Raw genomic sequence first — 18166 nt, 5'->3', positions numbered from 1 at the left:
TAACAAAAAGTGAATATTGAAAAGCAAATGAAGATTGTTTTAAAACCCTAATATCATTTTGGCGATAAAAAAGTAAATCAAAATACCTAAAACATCGTTGCTGGTAGTGATAAACGGACCCGTAGCAACCGCTGGGTCAATACCGCGCTTGTGGAGGAGTATCGGGATAAAAGTACCTATCACAGCAGCATTTACAATCACTGTAATGAGTGCTATGGCTACCGTAATACTTACCAAATACTCGGCTTGAAAAGCAAAATGGCTTACTAATATCACTATTCCTGCAATGGTTCCTCCGTTGATGAGTCCTAATAAAAATTCTTTAAGCAATCGCTTGATAAGTTCGCCATCAATAGAATTATTTGCCAACCCTTGTACTATTATCGCCGATGATTGTACCCCCACATTTCCCGCAGTAGCTTGAATAAGCGGAATGAATATCAATAATATAGGGTAAACCATCATTGTATCCTGAAAACCATTGATAATACTCGCTGCACCTAATCCTCCGAACATTCCAATAAGTAACCAAGGCAAGCGCGCTTTAGTGAGTTTCCATATACTGTCATCTGCCTCTACATCATTGGTGATACCCGCTGCTAATTGATAGTCTTTTTCAGCTTCTTCCCTAATTACATCCACCACGTCATCAATAGTGATACGTCCTACAAGGCGTTTCATCTCATCAACTACTGGAATCGCCTCCAAGTCATACTTACTCATTATGTGAGCTACTTCTTCGGCTGTATCAGTAACATATACGTAGTCTACTTTTGGAATATAAATATCTTTCACTTCTGATCGTGTGGAAGTAGTAAGCAAATCTTTAAGTGAAAGTCTGCCTTTTAGCACATCATTATCATCTACCACATAAATAGAATGTACACGAGTAACATGAGCCGCTTGTTCTCGCATTTCTTTCACACATTTGAGTACATTCCAATTCTCATTTACCTTTACGAGCTCCTTCGCCATTAGTCCCCCAGCAGTATCTTCATCATAACGAAGCAAATCTACGATATCTTTTGCATGTTCTACATCCTTGATATGTGAAATAACTTCTGTTTTTCTATCTTCTGGCAGTTCAGAAATGATATCTACAGCATCGTCGGTGTCTAACTCGATAATTTCATCAGCAATTTCTTTTGCTGAAAGGTTTTTTAAGATATTTTCGCGGTAATCATCGTCTAATTCAGTGAGTACATCCGATGTTTTTTGTGCATCTATAAGACGAATAATATATACTCCCTCTTCAGTATCTAATTCGTGAATGATTTCTGCTATATCAGCATAGTGCAAATCACTTAGGAGGGTTGTTAGTTCTTTATTTTGTTTTTGTTCAATGAGTTGCTGAATCTTTTCAATGAGCTCATCTGTTATCTTAAAAGTTGTCATATTATCTCCTAAATTCTATTTTTGCAAAATTATAAAATAATTGTGAATACTGAATAAAGAATCTCAAAATATTTTATATTTTTAAGAATTTAAACTACATTCTAAGTATTGAATATGTAGTTAAAATAGCTTTTCAATATATCCAACTTAAGATAGTGATTTCAGATTATCAAATAAATAAGTCCATCAATAAAAAAATTCTATTTATTTATTTGGTGGTTTCAACAAAAAGTAATACTTTTGCACTCTGAAAAATAAAAATCGGGATGTGGCGCAGTTGGTAGCGTACACGTATGGGGTGCGTGTGGTCGCTGGTTCGAGTCCAGTCATCCCGACTTTTTTCTTTTATACAATAGCTATTTTTATAAAGAAATGAACAAAGTTTATTTTCTTTTTTTATTTTCCCTATTCACCTTTTTTTCTCAGGCACAAGCTCTTAAAAACAATTTTGTTATAGGGGCACAACTTCCTTTTTTATATAATAACGATCGAGAAAAACCAGATAATGACTCTTCTTCATCAACTTCTTTATCTTTTCGCCCACGTATAAATATATATGTTCAAGCCGATAGATATGATGCCGAAAAGTATGGACGATTATCTAAATTTAGCACTCGTGTAGATTACACTTTCCTGCAAACTCAACAAAATGATGATTACGATCGTTATAATCATATTCATCAAGTATCTTTTCTCTATATTTTAGGCGGAATGCACAAAACTAATGGTTTGCAAGTAGGCATAGGGCCTAACATCAACTTTGGAGATGCAAAAGGGGTAAATGCACGCTTGTTTTTAGGAGGTTATGGTGAGTGGAAAAGATTTATAGGTAGTGTAGATATCAACTTCTATATTCCTAATGCTAAAAGAAAAGAAGGTATCCCAAATGATAATTATAAATATGGGCACATAGCAATAGGAGTGGGATACCGTTTATAAACTAACAATAATTTTGTAGAAAATATATGAAACTTTCAAACTTTAATTTTGATCTTCCTAAAGAGTTATTAGCTGAATATCCCAGCGAAAACCGCGATGAAGCTCGCCTAATGGTGGTACATCGCAAAACAGGAGAAATTGAACACAAATTGTTCAAAGATGTAATTGATTATTTTGATGATGGCGATGTGTTTGTACTCAACAACACCAAAGTATTCCCAGCTCGCTTATATGGTAATAAAGAAAAAACTAAAGCAAAAATAGAAGTTTTTTTATTACGTGAATTGAGCGCTGAACAACGTTTGTGGGATGTACTTGTAGATCCTGCACGCAAGATACGTATAGGCAATAAACTCTACTTTGGTAAAAATGCCGAATTAGTAGCCGAGGTAATCGACAATACGACCTCTCGTGGTCGTACACTTCGTTTCTTGTATGATGGTACTTATGAAGAGTTTCGCCAGCATCTCACTGAGCTCGGACAAACTCCACTACCTAAATACATCTCTCGTCCTGTAGAACCTGAAGACGAGGAACGTTACCAAACTATCTACGCTAAACACGAAGGTGCTGTTGCTGCTCCTACAGCTGGTTTGCACTTCTCTAAACACTTGATGAAACGTTTAGAAATAAAAGGTATTACCTTCGCCGAAGTAACATTACACGTTGGTTTAGGAACTTTCAACCCTGTGGAGGTAGAAGATCTTTCTAAACACAAAATGGATAGCGAAGAGATTCATATTCCTGAAAGTCAAACAAAAATCATCAACACTGCTAAGGAAAATAAAAAACGTGTTTGTGCTGTAGGAACTACTGTAATGCGTGTTTTAGAGAGTTCTGTATCTTCTGATGGCTTCGTAAATCCATTTGATGGATGGACAAATAAATTTATTTTTCCTCCTTACGATTTTAGTGTTGCCAATGCGATGATCACTAACTTCCACACTCCTAAATCAACTTTACTGATGATGGTATCAGCTTTTGCTGGTCACGATCTCATTATGCGTGCCTATAAAGAAGCTGTAGAACAAAAATACAAGTTTTATTCTTATGGCGATGCAATGCTAATCTTGTAAAAATCAATAACTAAAAATAATCATTAATGAAAAAATTTTTTGTCACTATGGCGTTAGGAATGAGCACCCTAACATTTTTTGCGCAAGAAACGCCTAAAGAACTTTACACTGCTCATAACAAAGGTAAATTTTTCTTCTTCTGGGGGGGCAATCGCGGCTGGTACTCTAATTCTGATATTACTTTCACTGGTAATGGCTACGATTTTACCATCAAAGATGTTGAAGCAGTAGACCGTCCTAAAGGTTGGCATATCGACTATATCAATCCTTTGCGAATGACTATCCCTCAAACCAATTTTCACATAGGATATTACATTTCTGATCATTACACTGTTTCTGTAGGAGTAGACCATATGAAATATGTAATGAAAAACGGTCAAACTGTGAAAATGAATGGATATATCAATGGATCTGGCACTTCACACGATGGTGTATATAACAATGCCGATAAATTGCTCAGTGAAGACTTCCTTACTTTTGAACATACTGACGGACTCAACTATGTAGTAGTGGAAGGGGCTCGTATCGATGATATTTCTCGTTTGTTTGGCATCCGTAACACTGATATATTACAAGTGAGCTTAACCGAAGGACTTGGTTTTGGTGCTTTATATCCAAAATCTAACACCAAACTTCTTAATAAAGAACGTTACGACGAATTTCACATTGCAGGGGTAGGAGTAAATGCTAAAGCTGGATTACACCTCACTTTCTTAAAGTATTTTCGTGTAGTTGGTGAACTCAAAGGCGGTTATATCAATATGTACGATGTGCGTACCACTTACGACATAGCCGATAAAGCTAAACACGATTTCTTCTTCTTTGAAACTGTATTAGGTATTGGCGGTGTTTTTAGATTCTAAAAATTTATACAACATAGAAAAAGAAAAACTGGCGTAGTTTTGAACTATACCAGTTTTTTTATTATTTTTGCACCAATTTTACTAATCACTATATTAGCTAATTACATTATGGCAGACGATAAAAAGATTATTTTCTCGATGAATAAGGTAAGTAAAACCTATTCATCTACTAATAAACAAGTACTAAAAGACATCTACTTGAGTTTCTTTTATGGAGCTAAAATAGGTATTTTAGGTCTCAATGGCTCTGGTAAGTCTTCTTTACTAAAAATTATAGCAGGAATTGATAAAAACTATCAGGGTGAAGTGGTTTTCGCTCCTAATTACACTGTAGGGTATTTGGAACAAGAACCTCACCTTGATGATGAGAAAACCGTGATAGAGGTAGTACGCGAAGGCGTAGCCGAAACCGTTAAACTACTCGATGAATTTAACCATATCAACGACCTTTTCGGCTTGGAAGAAAACTATTCCGACCCCGATAAGATGCAGAAGTTGATGGATAAACAAGCAGAGTTACAAGATAAAATAGATGCCTTGAACGCTTGGGAACTCGATAACCAGCTGGAAGTAGCTATGGAAGCCCTACGCACGCCCGAACCCGATACACCTATCAAAGTGCTTTCGGGAGGGGAACGCCGCCGTGTAGCCTTGTGTCGCCTGCTCTTGCAACAACCCGATGTACTCCTTTTAGACGAGCCTACTAACCACTTAGATGCCGAATCGGTATTGTGGTTAGAGCAGCACCTACAACAGTACGCCGGAACCGTGATAGCCGTAACCCACGACCGTTATTTCTTGGATAATGTAGCAGGCTGGATATTGGAGCTCGACCGTGGAGAAGGGATTCCGTGGAAAGGAAACTACTCTTCTTGGCTTGACCAAAAAGCCAAACGCCTTGCCCAAGAACAGAAAACCGAAAGCAAACGCCAAAAGGTGTTGGAGCGCGAGTTAGAATGGGTGCGACAAGGAGCAAAAGGACGACAAGCAAAACAAAAGGCGCGTTTGCAGAACTATGATCGGTTACTAAATGAAGATCAAAAACAATTAGAAGAAAAGCTTGAAATATACATCCCTAACGGACCTCGTTTGGGTACTAATGTAATTGAGGCACGCCACGTAGCCAAAGCCTTTGGTGATAAATTATTATATGACGACCTCAACTTTGTATTGCCTCAAGCGGGTATTGTAGGAGTGATAGGACCTAACGGAGCAGGTAAATCTACTATTTTCCGTATGATTATGGGGGAAGAAAGACCTGATAGCGGTGAGTTTTTGGTAGGCGAAACCGTAAAAATTGCTTATGTAGACCAAACTCACAAACAGATAGACCCTGAAAAATCTATTTGGGAGAACTTCTCAGGAGGACAAGACCTTATAATGATGGGTGGCAGACAGGTAAACTCTCGTGCTTACTTGAGTCGTTTTAACTTTGGTGGTAGTGAGCAGAACAAGAAAGTAGCTACTCTCTCAGGGGGTGAACGCAATCGCTTGCACCTTGCGATGACCCTAAAAGAAGAAGGTAACGTATTGCTGTTGGACGAGCCTACTAATGATTTGGATGTGAATACACTCCGCGCCCTAGAAGAAGGTTTAGAGAACTTTGCAGGCTGTGCAGTAGTAATCTCACACGATCGTTGGTTCTTAGATCGTATATGCACCCATATTTTAGCTTTTGAAGGTGACTCACAAGTCTATTTCTTTGAAGGCAGTTTCTCAGAATATGAAGAGAACAAGAAAAAACGCCTTGGCAAAGAAGTTACGCCTACAAGGATTAAATACAAAAAATTGGTACGATGAAAGAAAGTGATAACAATATTATTATCGGAGTAATTGCCATCGTAATGGTTCTTTTAGTCTTAATATTCTTCCTATAAAATGCCAAAAAAGAAGTACTATGTAGTGTGGGAAGGACACAAAACGGGTATCTTTAGCTCGTGGGATAAGTGCAAAAAAGCCGTTGAAGGCTATCCGTATGCTAAATTTAAGAGTTTTGAGAGTCAGGCAATGGCTGAAAAAGCCTTCAATGAGAGCTTTGAGCAATACAAAGGCAAGAAAGTAGCCTCCTCTCCTACCCTATCCCCCTTAGAATTAGAGCGTATAGGTTCCCCCATATTGCCTTCTATAGCTGTTGATGCTGCTTGCAGTGGTAACCCTGGAATTATGGAATACCGAGGGGTAGATACCGAAACTCAAGCCGAAATATTCAGAATTGCACCAATAAAAGACGGCACGAACAACATAGGGGAGTTTTTAGCTATCGTACACGCTTTAGCCTTTATGAAGCAACGCAACCTCAGCTTACCGGTCTATTCTGATAGCAAAATAGCGATGAGCTGGGTGCGCCAAAAGGTGTGCAAAACTAAAGTGCCACGCACCTCTCATAACGAAAAAATATTTGAACTGATAGCCCGTGCTGAACAATGGTTACACAACAATACTTATCCTAACCCTATTTTTAAATGGGAAACCCAAGCGTGGGGCGAAAATCCTGCCGATTTCGGACGTAAAGACAAATAAAATGACAGACCTTACCCTGAAAATACAACCTACTGCTAACCCCGACATCATCAAACTCGAAGCTAACAGACCTTTGGTAAAAGGGAGTTATGAGTTTAAAAACATAGATGAAGCTAAAAACGCTCCTTTAGCTAAGGAGCTCTTTTATTTGCCCTTTGTAAAAACTGTTTATATTTCGAGTAATTTCATTGCTTTGAAACGCTTTCCCATTGTTGAATGGAAAGAAGTGCAGGAAGAGGTTGCTCAGCAAGTATTAGTGTATTTACAATCGGGTAAAGATATATTATTAGGAGAAGCTGGAAAACCTATAGGGGAAGCTATTACTGTATATACTGAAACAACCCCCAACCCCACCGTGATGAAGTTCGTCGCCAACAAGCGTTTGGTACCTACTGTAATAGAGTATAAATCAATAGAAGAAGCCACAGAGGCACCTATGGCAGCAACTCTCTTAACGCGTTTTCCATTTATTGAAGAAGTTTTTTTTGATGATAATTATATATCACTCACCAAAAAAGGTATGGAAGAATGGGAAATGATAGCTGGCGACTTGCGCGATTATATCCGTAAATACCTAAGTGAAGGTCGCCCTATCATCAACCCTGCTGAGATAAAAAGACGACAAGAAGAAGCTCAAGCGCGCTTGCTCTCTATGGTTACTACCGATGAAATATCACAACAAATCGTGGCTATCATAGAACAATATGTAAAACCCGCTGTAGCATCCGATGGAGGAAATATACAATTTATTTCTTACAACCGCGACACTCATCACGTCGAAGTACTCTTACAAGGGGCTTGCAGTGGCTGTCCGTCATCTACTCAAACCTTAAAAAAAGGCATTGAAGTTATTTTGAAAGACAAGTTAAACAATCCGCTTATCAACGTTGAAGCACTACTTTAATATTTTATAATTTACTGTGAAATCATTCCTACAACAATTTACTAAAAACAGCACCTATCAATCCCTATTAAAACACCTACAAACAAAAGAAAATGCAGAGGTTACGGGATTGGCAGGGGCTTCTTTGTCAATAGTAATAGCTAACTTGTTCAATACAGTCCATAGACCTCTATTAGTACTGCTACCCGATAAAGAAGAAAGTGCCTACATACTCAATGATTTAGAAACCTTAGTAGGAGAACAACAGGTACTTTTCTTTCCTGATAGCTATCGTCGACCTTATCAAATTGAAGATACCGATAATGCCAATGTGTTATTGCGTGCTGAAGTCCTCAACCAATTGAGTCATAGTACAAAACCATTGCTCATAGTCTCCTACCCCGAAGCTCTTTTCGAAAAGGTCATCACGCGAAAGCAATTAGAAAAAAATACGCTAAAAATCCAAAAAGGAGACTCACTCACTATTGATTTTCTCAATGAAGTGCTTTTCAGCTACCATTTCAACCGCACTGATTTTGTTACCGAACCTGGTGAGTTCTCGGTACGTGGTGGGATTGTAGATGTATTTTCTTTTTCAAATAATGAACCTTATCGCATTGAATTCTTTGGAAACGAAGTTGATAGTATCCGTACATTTGATGTAGAAAGTCAGTTATCTACTGCTCAACTATCAAAAATTACAATTATCCCTAATGTAGAAAACAAAGAAAGTGATGAGATACGACAGTCATTCTTGGAGTATATCAGTGAGCAGACGCTATTCATTGGTAAGGATATGGGATTTTTTGATGCCAAGATTGAGAAACTCTTTGCTAAAGCTACCGATATTTATCAAAAACTCCCCAATGAAGTAAAACGTACCCCTCCAGAGGAACTCTATTGTCAAGCAACAGATTTATTAAAACAAATCCAGAGATTCCAACAAGTAAACATCAATGCTACAACTCCCGCTTCTAAAAACAAAAAGGAGTTCTCTTTTCATACCACCCCGCAACCTTCTTTTAACAAACAGTTTGAACTCCTTATTAGTTACTTCAACAACAAACACGAGGAAGGATTTCAAAACTATATCCTCTGCGGAAGTGAACAACAAGCCAAGCGATTTCAAGATATTTTTGAGGAAATGGAACAAAAAGTACCTTACCAAACGGTACAATTATCGCTACACGCTGGCTTTGTAGATACTGAATTAAAATACAATGTATTCACCGATCATCAAATCTTTGAGCGCTACTATAAATTTCAGCTAAAAAATGGTTATGCCAAAAAACAAGCCATTACACTTAAAGAACTGATGCAATTAGAGGTAGGCGATTATGTTACACATATAGACCACGGTATTGGTAAGTTCGTTGGCTTACAAAAGATTGAAGTAGAAGGCAAACAACAAGAGGCTATCAAACTGATTTATGGAGATCGTGATGTGTTATTCGTTAGCATTCACGCGCTACATAAGATTACTAAATATAACGGAAAAGATGGTAAACCTCCTAAGATTTATAAATTAGGTTCAGGAGCGTGGAAAGCCCTCAAACAGAAAACCAAGGCTCGTGTAAAAGAAATTGCTTTCAACCTGATTCAGTTATATGCCAAACGAAAAGAAGCTCAAGGGTTTGCTTTTGCGCATGATAGCTATATGCAGAACGAGCTCGAAGCCTCATTCCTCTACGAAGATACCCCCGATCAAAGCAAGGCTACTGCTGAAGTAAAAGCTGATATGGAAAGCTCTAAACCTATGGATAGATTGGTGTGTGGTGATGTAGGATTTGGGAAAACTGAAGTAGCCATTCGCGCTGCCTTCAAAGCTGTCGATAATGGCAAACAAGTAGCTGTACTCGTTCCTACTACAGTGCTAGCTTTCCAACACTTTCAAACATTTAGCCAGCGTATGAAAGACTTCCCTGTGCGCATCGATTATCTCAACCGATTCCGCACAGCCAAGGAAAAGAAAATCATTTTAGAAGAACTGGCAAAAGGTCAGTTAGATATTATCATCGGTACACATCAAATAGTAGGCGAAAAGGTTACTTATAAAGATTTAGGATTACTGATTGTTGATGAAGAGCAAAAGTTTGGTGTAGGTGTGAAAGATAAGCTTAAAACCCTCAAAGAAAACCTCGATGTACTTACGCTCACCGCTACGCCTATCCCACGCACACTACAATTCAGTTTGATGGCAGCTCGTGACCTATCAGTTATCAATACCCCTCCTCCTAACCGCTACCCTATTGATTCACAAGTAGTGCCTTTCAATGAAGAGGTAATACGCGATGGCATTCGATATGAAATTCAGCGTGGCGGACAAGTATTCTTTATGCACAATAGGGTTGAAAATATTCAAGAGGTGGCTGGAATGATTCAGCGATTGCTCCCTGATGCTCGTATCGCCATTGGTCACGGACAAATGGACGGAAAGAAATTAGAAGAGACAATGCTCGCCTTTATGGAAGGAAGGTATGATGTATTGGTTGCTACCACCATTATTGAAAGTGGTTTAGATGTTCCTAATGCCAACACTATCTTCATCAACAATGCGCATAATTTTGGCTTATCCGATTTACACCAAATGCGCGGTCGCGTAGGTAGAAGTAATAAAAAGGCTTTTTGCTACTTCATCACGCCTCCTCTGATAGCGATGAGCGACGATGCCCGCAAGCGTATTGAAGCGATAGCTCAGTTCTCCGATTTAGGAAGCGGACTCAATATCGCTATGAAAGATTTAGAGATTAGAGGGGCTGGCGACCTCTTGGGGGGAGAGCAAAGTGGTTTTATCAATGAAATAGGCTTTGACACCTACCAAAAGATACTACAAGAAGCCATAACAGAACTCAAAGAAAATGAATTCTCTGAACTATACCACACCGCCGAAGAAGACAAAACTTACCTCACCGATACTCAAATAGATACTGACTTTGAACTGCTCTTCCCTGATACTTATGTCAATAGAGTAGCCGAACGACTCAACCTTTATAACGAACTGAGTAATCTGCCCAATGAGGAAGCCTTACAAGTCTATGAACGCAACCTTATCGACCGTTTTGGCAAGTTACCCCCTCAAGCTATTGACTTGCTCAATAGTGTACGTGTAAAATGGTTGGCTACCCGTATGGGAATTGAGAAACTTGTTATGAAAAACGGAAAAATGACTGGCTATTTCATTGCCGACCAAAATAGTCCGTTCTATCAAAGTGCGCGCTTCCAAAAGCTACTGTTCTTTGTACAACGCTACCCCGATAAGTGTCGTATGCAAGAGAAAGAAACCCGCAACGGCTTGCGTCTATTGCTTATTTTTGAAAACATCAACAGTGTATACCAAGCTCTAAAAGTTATGCAAATGATAGAAGCATAAGTATCGTTACACTTTGCCTAAGTTTCAGACTTTGGCAAAGTTTACACATTGATAATCATCCGCTTTTTGGGCATATTATAGGAGCGATTTGCCAATCGCCCTCTAAAAATAAGTTTATTATTTTTATTTGTCTATAATATTAAACACTATGGAAACATTTAAAAATTGGGTAGGTAAAAACCCTATTACATTTGGTGGTATTGTAGCTCTTTTGCTCGCTGCTTTTGGTATTTGCCTCATCATAGGTGCTCTAAAAAACTGGGATTGGCTATACGAACCTGATAAACATTACCAAAACAATTGGACTATGGGGCAAATAAGCCGTTATTTAGGTCGTGATATGGCACGTGTTATTGGTTTTATTACAGGTGTTTTCTTTATAATTATAGGAATTTATTTTTCTTATATAGCCTTTACTTATGGAGGTACTTAATTTTTATGTTAACTCAAAACTATCTTAAAACACTTTATCCCATTTTTTTTCCGTACTTTTGCCCCTTGATAATATTATCATTTCAAAATGAAGAAGAAAACTACAAATATCACCCCTGTAGAAAACCTTGAAGTTCAAGGCGCAAGGGTGCATAACCTCAAAAATATAGACCTTTCCATTCCCCGCGAAAAACTTGTTGTCTTCACTGGGCTTTCTGGTAGTGGTAAGTCCTCATTAGCATTCGATACTATTTATGCCGAAGGACAACGCCGTTATATCGAGACTTTTTCGGCTTATGCTCGTCAGTTTCTCGGGGGATTAGAACGCCCCGATGTAGATAAAATCGACGGACTATCGCCTGTGATTGCTATCGAACAGAAAACTACCTCCAAATCACCACGCTCTACAGTGGGTACTATCACCGAAATCTACGATTTCTTGCGCCTGCTATTTGCCCGTGCTTCTGATGCTTATAGCTATGCAACAGGCGAAAAAATGGTAAGTTATACTGATAACCAAATTCAGGAACTTATCACCAAAGAATACAATGGCAAACGCATTAACCTATTAGCTCCTGTGGTACAATCGAGAAAAGGACACTACCGCGAGCTCTTTGAGCAGATTGCCAAACAAGGATTTGTAAAGGTGCGTACCGATGGCGAAATTCGTGATATCGAAAAGAGTATGAAGCTCGATCGTTACAAAACTCACGATATTGAAATCGTGATCGACCGTATGCAAATTGATGATACTGACGACACCCAAAAACGCCTACAAGAAAGTATCAAAATTGCAATGAACTACGGCAACGATGTGCTAATGGTTTTAGAACACGACCAAAAAAAAGCTCACTATTTCAGCCGACATTTGATGTGTCCTTCTTCAGGCATTTCATATCCTCTTCCTGAACCTAATACCTTCTCATTCAATTCTCCTAAAGGAATGTGCCCGCACTGCAATGGGTTGGGTGAAGTACAAGAAATCAACCTCTCCAAGATTATCCCTGATCCTTCTATCTCTATCAAGAACGGCGGGATTACAGCAGTAGGAGAGCAAAAGAACACTTGGATATTCAAACAATTAGAGCTCATTGTACAAAAGTTCGGTCATAAACTCTCCGACCCTATTGAGGCACTTCCTAAAGAAGCGATGGATATTATTCTCTATGGTGGTAAAGATAAATACGCTATCAAATCGGATGTATTAGGCATTACGCGCAATTTTGAAATTGATTTTGAAGGTATCATCAACTTTATCAAAAGCCAGCACGAAAATGCCGATATGGCAGCTATCAAGCGCTGGGCTGAAGAGTTTATGGATACTATTCCTTGCGAGGAATGTCACGGAACTCGCTTGCGCAAAGAGGCGCTTTACTTTAAAATAGCTGATAAAAATATAGCTGAACTATCTGCCTTAGATATTACAGATTTATTGGCGTGGTTCAAATCTCTACCTGAGCATCTCTCTACCAAACAGCGCAAAATTGCAGAAGAAATTATCAAAGAGATCATCACCCGACTCCAATTCCTCATAGATGTAGGGCTTACTTATTTAGCTCTTAACAGAAGTTCTAAATCGTTGTCTGGAGGAGAAGCTCAGCGTATCAGACTGGCAACGCAGATAGGCTCTCAACTCACAGGGGTACTCTATATACTCGATGAACCTAGCATTGGTTTGCATCAGCGAGATAACAAAAGGCTTATCAACTCGCTGAAATCGCTCAGAGATATTGGCAACTCAGTAATTGTGGTAGAACACGATGAAGAAATGATACAAGAAGCCGATTATGTAGTGGATATAGGACCTAAAGCAGGCGTAAATGGAGGGGATATTATCTTTCAAGGAACGCCTAAAGAGTTGCTAAAAGCAAATACCATCACCGCCGACTATATGAGTGGGAGAAAACGAATTGAAATACCTACCCAAAGGCGCAAAGGCAATGGCAAGGAAATTATCCTAAAAGGCTGTACAGGTAACAATCTAAAGAACGTAACCGTAAAATTTCCTTTAGGGGTAATGATAGGGGTAACAGGTGTATCGGGAAGTGGTAAATCAACGCTTATTAACGAGACTCTGTATCCTATCTTAAACGCTCACTTCTTTAATGGCGTAAAAAAACCGATGCCTTACAAAAGTATTGAAGGCTTAGAACATATTGATAAGGTAATCGATATCGACCAATCACCTATTGGGCGCACACCTCGTTCAAATCCTGCTACCTACACAGGTGTTTTCAGTGAGATACGCAACCTTTTCACCCAAGTACCCGAAGCGCAAATACGTGGCTACAAACCAGGTAGATTTAGTTTCAACGTGAAAGGCGGTAGATGTGAAACCTGCGAAGGCTCAGGTTTAAAGGTGATTGAAATGAACTTCCTCCCTGATGTCTATGTGCCTTGCGAAACTTGTAAAGGAAAACGTTTTAACCGCGAGACGCTTGAAGTGCGATACAAAGGGAAATCTATTGCCGATGTGCTGGATATGACCATAAGTGAAGCAGTAAAATTCTTTGAACCTATCCCTAAAATATACCGCAAACTAAAAACTATTGAAGAGGTTGGTTTAGGCTACATCACTTTAGGGCAACAATCTACTACCCTTTCAGGAGGAGAAGCCCAACGGGTGAAGTTAGCCACTGAACTTTCTAAAATAGACACGGGCAATACTTTTTATATATTAGATGAACCCACCACAGGACTCCATTTCGAAGATGTGAAAGTACTCCTCGAAGTACTCGACCGTTTAGTAGATAAGGGCAATACTGTTCTGGTGATAGAGCACAACCTTGATGTTATCAGAAAAGTAGATTATATCATAGATATAGGGCACGATGGGGGTAAAGCAGGTGGCGAAGTAATAGCTTTTGGTACTCCTGAAGAAGTGGCTAAAAACAAGAAGAGTTTCACTGCCGAGTACCTAAAATAAAAAGGGCGTGCTGTTAAAGCACGCCTCTTCTTTATAAAGATTTTTCTATTTGATCTGCTATATTTTCAAACAAATCGTTCTTTGTTTTTTCGTATAATTCGCGGAACTTCTTAGCGTATTCTTTAGGAAAAGACTTCCAAAAGTTTTCATCTTCTATTATGTTATTATAATAATAGTGGTATCCTTTAGGTATCTTTGCTATCGACTCATATAGCACTTCAAACTTGTTAGGTATATTGCTTTTCGCAATAAAGTAGTACAGAATTTCTTTCTTATAAATAGATGCTTTAGGAAGTATTTCCAAAATAAGTTTGTTAAGGCGAGAACTATTTTCTTCTAAATTAGAAAGAACTTTAAGAGCTTCTAAACTGTAATTATCATCGCATTTCTTAAGACTTAACAGATAATTATAGAATAAATCAGCCCAACGTGAGTCTATTTTATCAGGTGTAATAGGACGTAATTTTTTAAAGAAAAAACCTACGGCATATCCCCCTTTAGTCCCTGCTAATCCTTCTATAGCATCATAATGAGCAAGTACTTTTCCAAATTGAGGAGCAAAAATCTCATAGATTTTCTCTTTGCTATATTCGACTTCTCCGTTAAGAATACGATAAAAATAATCAGTAAAAAGAGGATATGCCCAATCACTATGTACTAATGTATCAGTGTATTGCTCATAAAAAGATATGATTTTCTCTTGTTTAAATGTATCTAATACATCTACAAGGCGTGGTATAATATGATAATTAGTAAGTGAACGCTTCTTAGCCATCACATTGAAGAGTTTATTACCAAACATTTCTCCCAAAAGTGCATAAGTCTCAGGGTAATCTTTGTATTTTAACACTTCCAACTCTATAGGCAAACGTTCAAAAGCTGCTACTACTGCTTTCTCGTCAGAGTCATCCATTGCAAGTAACGCTTCAAAGTATTCACGCACTTTTTGAACAAACGACTGATAGTGCGAGGGTAGCGGAACTGTAGCAATAGCATTTGCTAAGAGTTCCGCATTTCCTTTCTGTTTGTTATTGCTGTACAATTCGTAAAGTTTGTCAATACTGCGTTGCGTACCGAGTTTGGCTAACGCTTTATAAGCTGCTCCTCGTACCACTTTATTCTTATCACTTGCCAAACTGATTATAAAGTCTTCTGTCTTTTCATCTTTCTTGTCTGAAAGTATAATGACGGCTTCAGCTTGTAAGTTAGGCAGATTTTCAGCAAATATTTTATCTACCAAAGCATCTATTCCTTCATAACCTAATTGGTGTAGCAAACGCAATCGGCGTACGTGTTCTGTTTTGTCTTCCAAACGAAAGTCTGATAAAAGAAAGGGGAGCATTGCTTTCCCACAAGCGGGGATAATAGTTTCCTCTACATAATCGGCAAGTTCAGTGTATTTATCTGCTAAAACATAACTCAAGTAACCATAAGTCCGCGAATCGTCAAACAGTTTGCGTTCAAAAGCATCTTTAAGCACCTCCAAGCGTCCCGACTTGCTCTCAGTAAGAGCTTGTAACACGGGTTTCAGCTGTAAATAGGAATAAGTAGTATTCACATCTGCCAAAGCGATAGTGGGAACCTGCTCGCTCTTTTGGGCTTCAGCCTCTACAGTAACACCTTGAGTGTAGAGTACTGAATAGAGCAAAGTAGCAACATTCAATAACTTTTCGGCAGCTTGTGTACTTTCTACTTGTAGCAAAGATTCTACTTCTTGGGCTAACTTATTGAATACAGGAGCTTTTTCACCTAACTTTTTCAGTATAGGAACGTGCTTCTGCAAGCGTGGATCATTCTTCGCAAACTTACTTCCCGCTATAAACAAGCGATTCAGTTCTTGTTGTAAATCGTATAAGGGTTTCATTTTAATCTGCTATTTAACTGATTTCTCAATCTCATCTGCTATATCTTCAAATACATTTAGCTTGTTCTTCTTTGCTAAAGCTCTAAACTTCTCTACATATTCCTTAGGAAACTGATTCCAGAAATCTGCATTAGAAAGATAGTAAAGATAGTAATAAGAATTACCTGCTTTTACTCTCTCTAAGGTATGATAAATCACCTCAAACTTATTAGGCAAATTGCGCTTTAATACCAAGTGGAACAACCATATCATATCATCTGAATACGATTGAGACAGAGCTTTCAATAACAAATCATCTAATCTTTGGCTTGTTCCTTCTAAAGCATCAAGTACAAAGAGTGCTCTATAGGTATAATTGTTGTTGAGCTTCTTAAGACTATTGATGAAAGAATAGAAAGTGTCTACCCAGCGAGGATCTAACCTATCTACTCTCACTTCCGATTCTTTGCGAGCATTATAAGCATAAGCTCCTGCAATACCGCTAAAAGCCTCTAAAATATTATCCGTAGCAGCTGATTTTCCCAATTGAGAACTGAATACCTCAAAGAGTTTTTCTTTGCTGTAGTGCTCATTCTTGAAAGCACTATAGAAATAGTTAATCCACATATCGCTATAGCCATTGGTATAGGTGAGAAGTTGCTTATGGGTATCATAAAAGGCGAGTACTTTATCGCTGTTCAAGGTATTTAATACCCCCATTATATTGTTAGTGGTAGAGTCATACGTATTCTTGAACACTTTCTTGCGTCGTGCATTAAACTCTTTGTTCTGCAACATCTCCGCAAAGAGTGCATATACTCCCTCACAATCCTTATTTGCTAAAATATCTATATCAATAACAAAGCGTTCAAAAGCTGCACTAAGCGCTTTCTCATCTGAATCATCTATGGTTAATAACTGCTGATAACGCTCTTGAATTTTCTCCACAAATGGCAGGAAATACTCAGGAACAGCTACTTTGGCGATAGCTTCTGCCAAGAGCTCTGCATTGCCTTTCTGCTTATTAGTGTTGTACAATTCGTAAAGCTTATCAATACTGCGTTGCGTACCGAGTTTTGCTAAGGCGCTATATGCTGCTCCTCGTACTGCTTTGTTCTTATCACCCGTCAAACTGATGATAAATGCTTCAGTTTGTTCATCTTTCTTGTCTGCTATAATATCAATAGCTTCTGCTTGCAGATTGAGGAGATTTTCACTAAATATTTTGTCTACTAAGGTACCTATTTCTGCATATCCTAATTGGTGTAACAAACGCAATCGGCGTACATTCTCATTTTTGTCTTCTAAACGGAAGTCGGCAATGAGGAAAGGTATCATCGCTTTCCCACAAGCAGGAATGATAGTATTTTCAACGTAATAAGTAAGTTCTGAATACTTGTCAGCCAAAGCATAACTCAAATATCCATAAGTACGTGAATCGTCAAATACCTTGCGTTCAAAGGCATCTTGCAATATTTCCAAACGTCCTGAGTTGCTTTGGGTAAGGGCTTGTAGTACAGGTTTCAGCTGTAAATAGGAATAGGTAGTATTCACATCTGCCAATTGTATCGTAGGAACTTGGCTTTCTTTTGTAGCCTCTGCCTCTAAAGTAACACCTTGAGTATAGAGCACTGAATAGAGCAAAGTAGAAACACCCAATAGTTTTTCGGTAGCTTGTGTGCTCTCTACTTGTAGCAAAGCTTCTACTTCTTGAGCTAATTTATTGAAAACAGGAGCTTTTTCGCCTAACTTTTTCAGTATAGGAATGTGCTTCTGTAGGCGTGGGTCGTTCTTAGCAAACTTACTTCCCGCTATAAACAAGCGGTTCAGTTCTTGTTGTAAATCGTATAAAGGCTTCATAATAATTGACAATTGATAATTAACAATTAACCCAAAATCCGCATTAAAATAATTATTCG

At 38.4% G+C, this 18166-nt stretch carries 12 protein-coding genes and 1 tRNA gene; 10 read left to right on the top strand and 3 right to left on the bottom strand.

The annotated features are described in order from the left end of the window. Window positions 1-39: 39 nt before the first annotated feature. On the bottom strand, window positions 40-1395 hold the full coding sequence (gene mgtE, locus CGC57_RS00190; protein WP_095897499.1) for a magnesium transporter: 1356 nt from the start codon (window positions 1393-1395) through the stop codon (window positions 40-42). 262 nt (window positions 1396-1657) lie between these two features. Between mgtE and CGC57_RS00185 the strand changes: the two genes are divergently transcribed. The 10 genes from CGC57_RS00185 to uvrA all read left to right on the top strand — a co-directional run bounded on the left by CGC57_RS00185 (window position 1658) and on the right by uvrA (window position 14404). Continuing rightward, window positions 1658-1730 (top strand) — tRNA-Pro (locus tag CGC57_RS00185). 37 nt (window positions 1731-1767) lie between these two features. Next, on the top strand, window positions 1768-2334 hold the full coding sequence (locus CGC57_RS00180) for a hypothetical protein (RefSeq protein ID WP_095897498.1): 567 nt from the start codon (window positions 1768-1770) through the stop codon (window positions 2332-2334). A 26-nt stretch (window positions 2335-2360) separates the two neighbouring features. Then, a complete protein-coding gene (gene queA, locus CGC57_RS00175) occupies window positions 2361-3410 on the top strand; it encodes a tRNA preQ1(34) S-adenosylmethionine ribosyltransferase-isomerase QueA (protein ID WP_095897497.1) in 1050 nt (349 codons plus the stop codon). A gap of 26 nt (window positions 3411-3436) precedes the next feature. Then, window positions 3437-4273 carry a hypothetical protein gene (locus CGC57_RS00170; protein WP_095897496.1) on the top strand — a complete coding sequence of 279 codons (837 nt, stop codon included), beginning with the start codon at window positions 3437-3439 and terminating at the stop codon, window positions 4271-4273. A 108-nt stretch (window positions 4274-4381) separates the two neighbouring features. Next, window positions 4382-6073 (top strand): energy-dependent translational throttle protein EttA, encoded by a 1692-nt coding sequence (ettA, locus tag CGC57_RS00165; protein WP_095897495.1) that lies wholly within the window; start codon window positions 4382-4384, stop codon window positions 6071-6073. 78 nt (window positions 6074-6151) lie between these two features. Then, the gene (locus CGC57_RS00160) at window positions 6152-6793 is read left to right on the top strand and encodes a ribonuclease H1 domain-containing protein (RefSeq protein ID WP_095897494.1); all 642 of its coding nucleotides are present in this window, start codon (window positions 6152-6154) and stop codon (window positions 6791-6793) included. 1 nt (window position 6794) lies between these two features. Further along, complete coding sequence (locus CGC57_RS00155; RefSeq protein WP_095897493.1) at window positions 6795-7697, top strand: NifU family protein; 903 nt, start codon at window positions 6795-6797, stop codon at window positions 7695-7697. Window positions 7698-7713: 16 nt separating this feature from the next. After that, on the top strand, window positions 7714-11046 hold the full coding sequence (gene mfd, locus CGC57_RS00150; protein ID WP_095897492.1) for a transcription-repair coupling factor: 3333 nt from the start codon (window positions 7714-7716) through the stop codon (window positions 11044-11046). Window positions 11047-11194: 148 nt separating this feature from the next. Next, a complete protein-coding gene (locus CGC57_RS00145; protein ID WP_095897491.1) occupies window positions 11195-11479 on the top strand; it encodes an immunity 17 family protein in 285 nt (94 codons plus the stop codon). Window positions 11480-11566: 87 nt separating this feature from the next. Then, a complete protein-coding gene (uvrA, locus tag CGC57_RS00140; RefSeq protein ID WP_095897490.1) occupies window positions 11567-14404 on the top strand; it encodes an excinuclease ABC subunit UvrA in 2838 nt (945 codons plus the stop codon). 31 nt (window positions 14405-14435) lie between these two features. Here the strand turns inward: uvrA and CGC57_RS00135 are convergent, their stop codons facing one another. Next, window positions 14436-16268, bottom strand: a complete 1833-nt coding sequence (locus CGC57_RS00135; protein WP_095897489.1) for a HEAT repeat domain-containing protein — start codon at window positions 16266-16268, stop codon at window positions 14436-14438. A gap of 9 nt (window positions 16269-16277) precedes the next feature. Then, window positions 16278-18107 carry a HEAT repeat domain-containing protein gene (locus CGC57_RS00130; protein ID WP_095897488.1) on the bottom strand — a complete coding sequence of 610 codons (1830 nt, stop codon included), beginning with the start codon at window positions 18105-18107 and terminating at the stop codon, window positions 16278-16280. Between the last annotated feature and the right edge of the window lie 59 nt (window positions 18108-18166).

This window comes from Capnocytophaga sputigena (genome assembly GCF_002302495.1).
Lineage (GTDB): Bacteria > Bacteroidota > Bacteroidia > Flavobacteriales > Flavobacteriaceae > Capnocytophaga > Capnocytophaga sputigena.
The sequence above is the reverse complement of the archived record's forward strand: the minus strand, read 5'-3'. Positions and strand labels throughout refer to the sequence as shown.

Bases quoted from the DNA above. Each gene is read 5' to 3' on its own strand.
- ettA (WP_095897495.1), top strand. From the start codon at position 4,382: ATGGCAGACGATAAAAAGATTATTTTCTCGATGAATAAGGTAAGTAAA.
- queA (WP_095897497.1), top strand. From the start codon at position 2,361: ATGAAACTTTCAAACTTTAATTTTGATCTTCCTAAAGAGTTATTAGCT.
- mgtE (WP_095897499.1), bottom strand. From the start codon at position 1,395: ATGACAACTTTTAAGATAACAGATGAGCTCATTGAAAAGATTCAGCAA.
- CGC57_RS00160 (WP_095897494.1), top strand. From the start codon at position 6,152: ATGCCAAAAAAGAAGTACTATGTAGTGTGGGAAGGACACAAAACGGGT.
- CGC57_RS00155 (WP_095897493.1), top strand. From the start codon at position 6,795: ATGACAGACCTTACCCTGAAAATACAACCTACTGCTAACCCCGACATC.
- CGC57_RS00145 (WP_095897491.1), top strand. From the start codon at position 11,195: ATGGAAACATTTAAAAATTGGGTAGGTAAAAACCCTATTACATTTGGT.
- CGC57_RS00130 (WP_095897488.1), bottom strand. From the start codon at position 18,107: ATGAAGCCTTTATACGATTTACAACAAGAACTGAACCGCTTGTTTATA.
- CGC57_RS00170 (WP_095897496.1), top strand. From the start codon at position 3,437: ATGAAAAAATTTTTTGTCACTATGGCGTTAGGAATGAGCACCCTAACA.
- uvrA (WP_095897490.1), top strand. From the start codon at position 11,567: ATGAAGAAGAAAACTACAAATATCACCCCTGTAGAAAACCTTGAAGTT.
- CGC57_RS00180 (WP_095897498.1), top strand. From the start codon at position 1,768: ATGAACAAAGTTTATTTTCTTTTTTTATTTTCCCTATTCACCTTTTTT.
- CGC57_RS00135 (WP_095897489.1), bottom strand. From the start codon at position 16,268: ATGAAACCCTTATACGATTTACAACAAGAACTGAATCGCTTGTTTATA.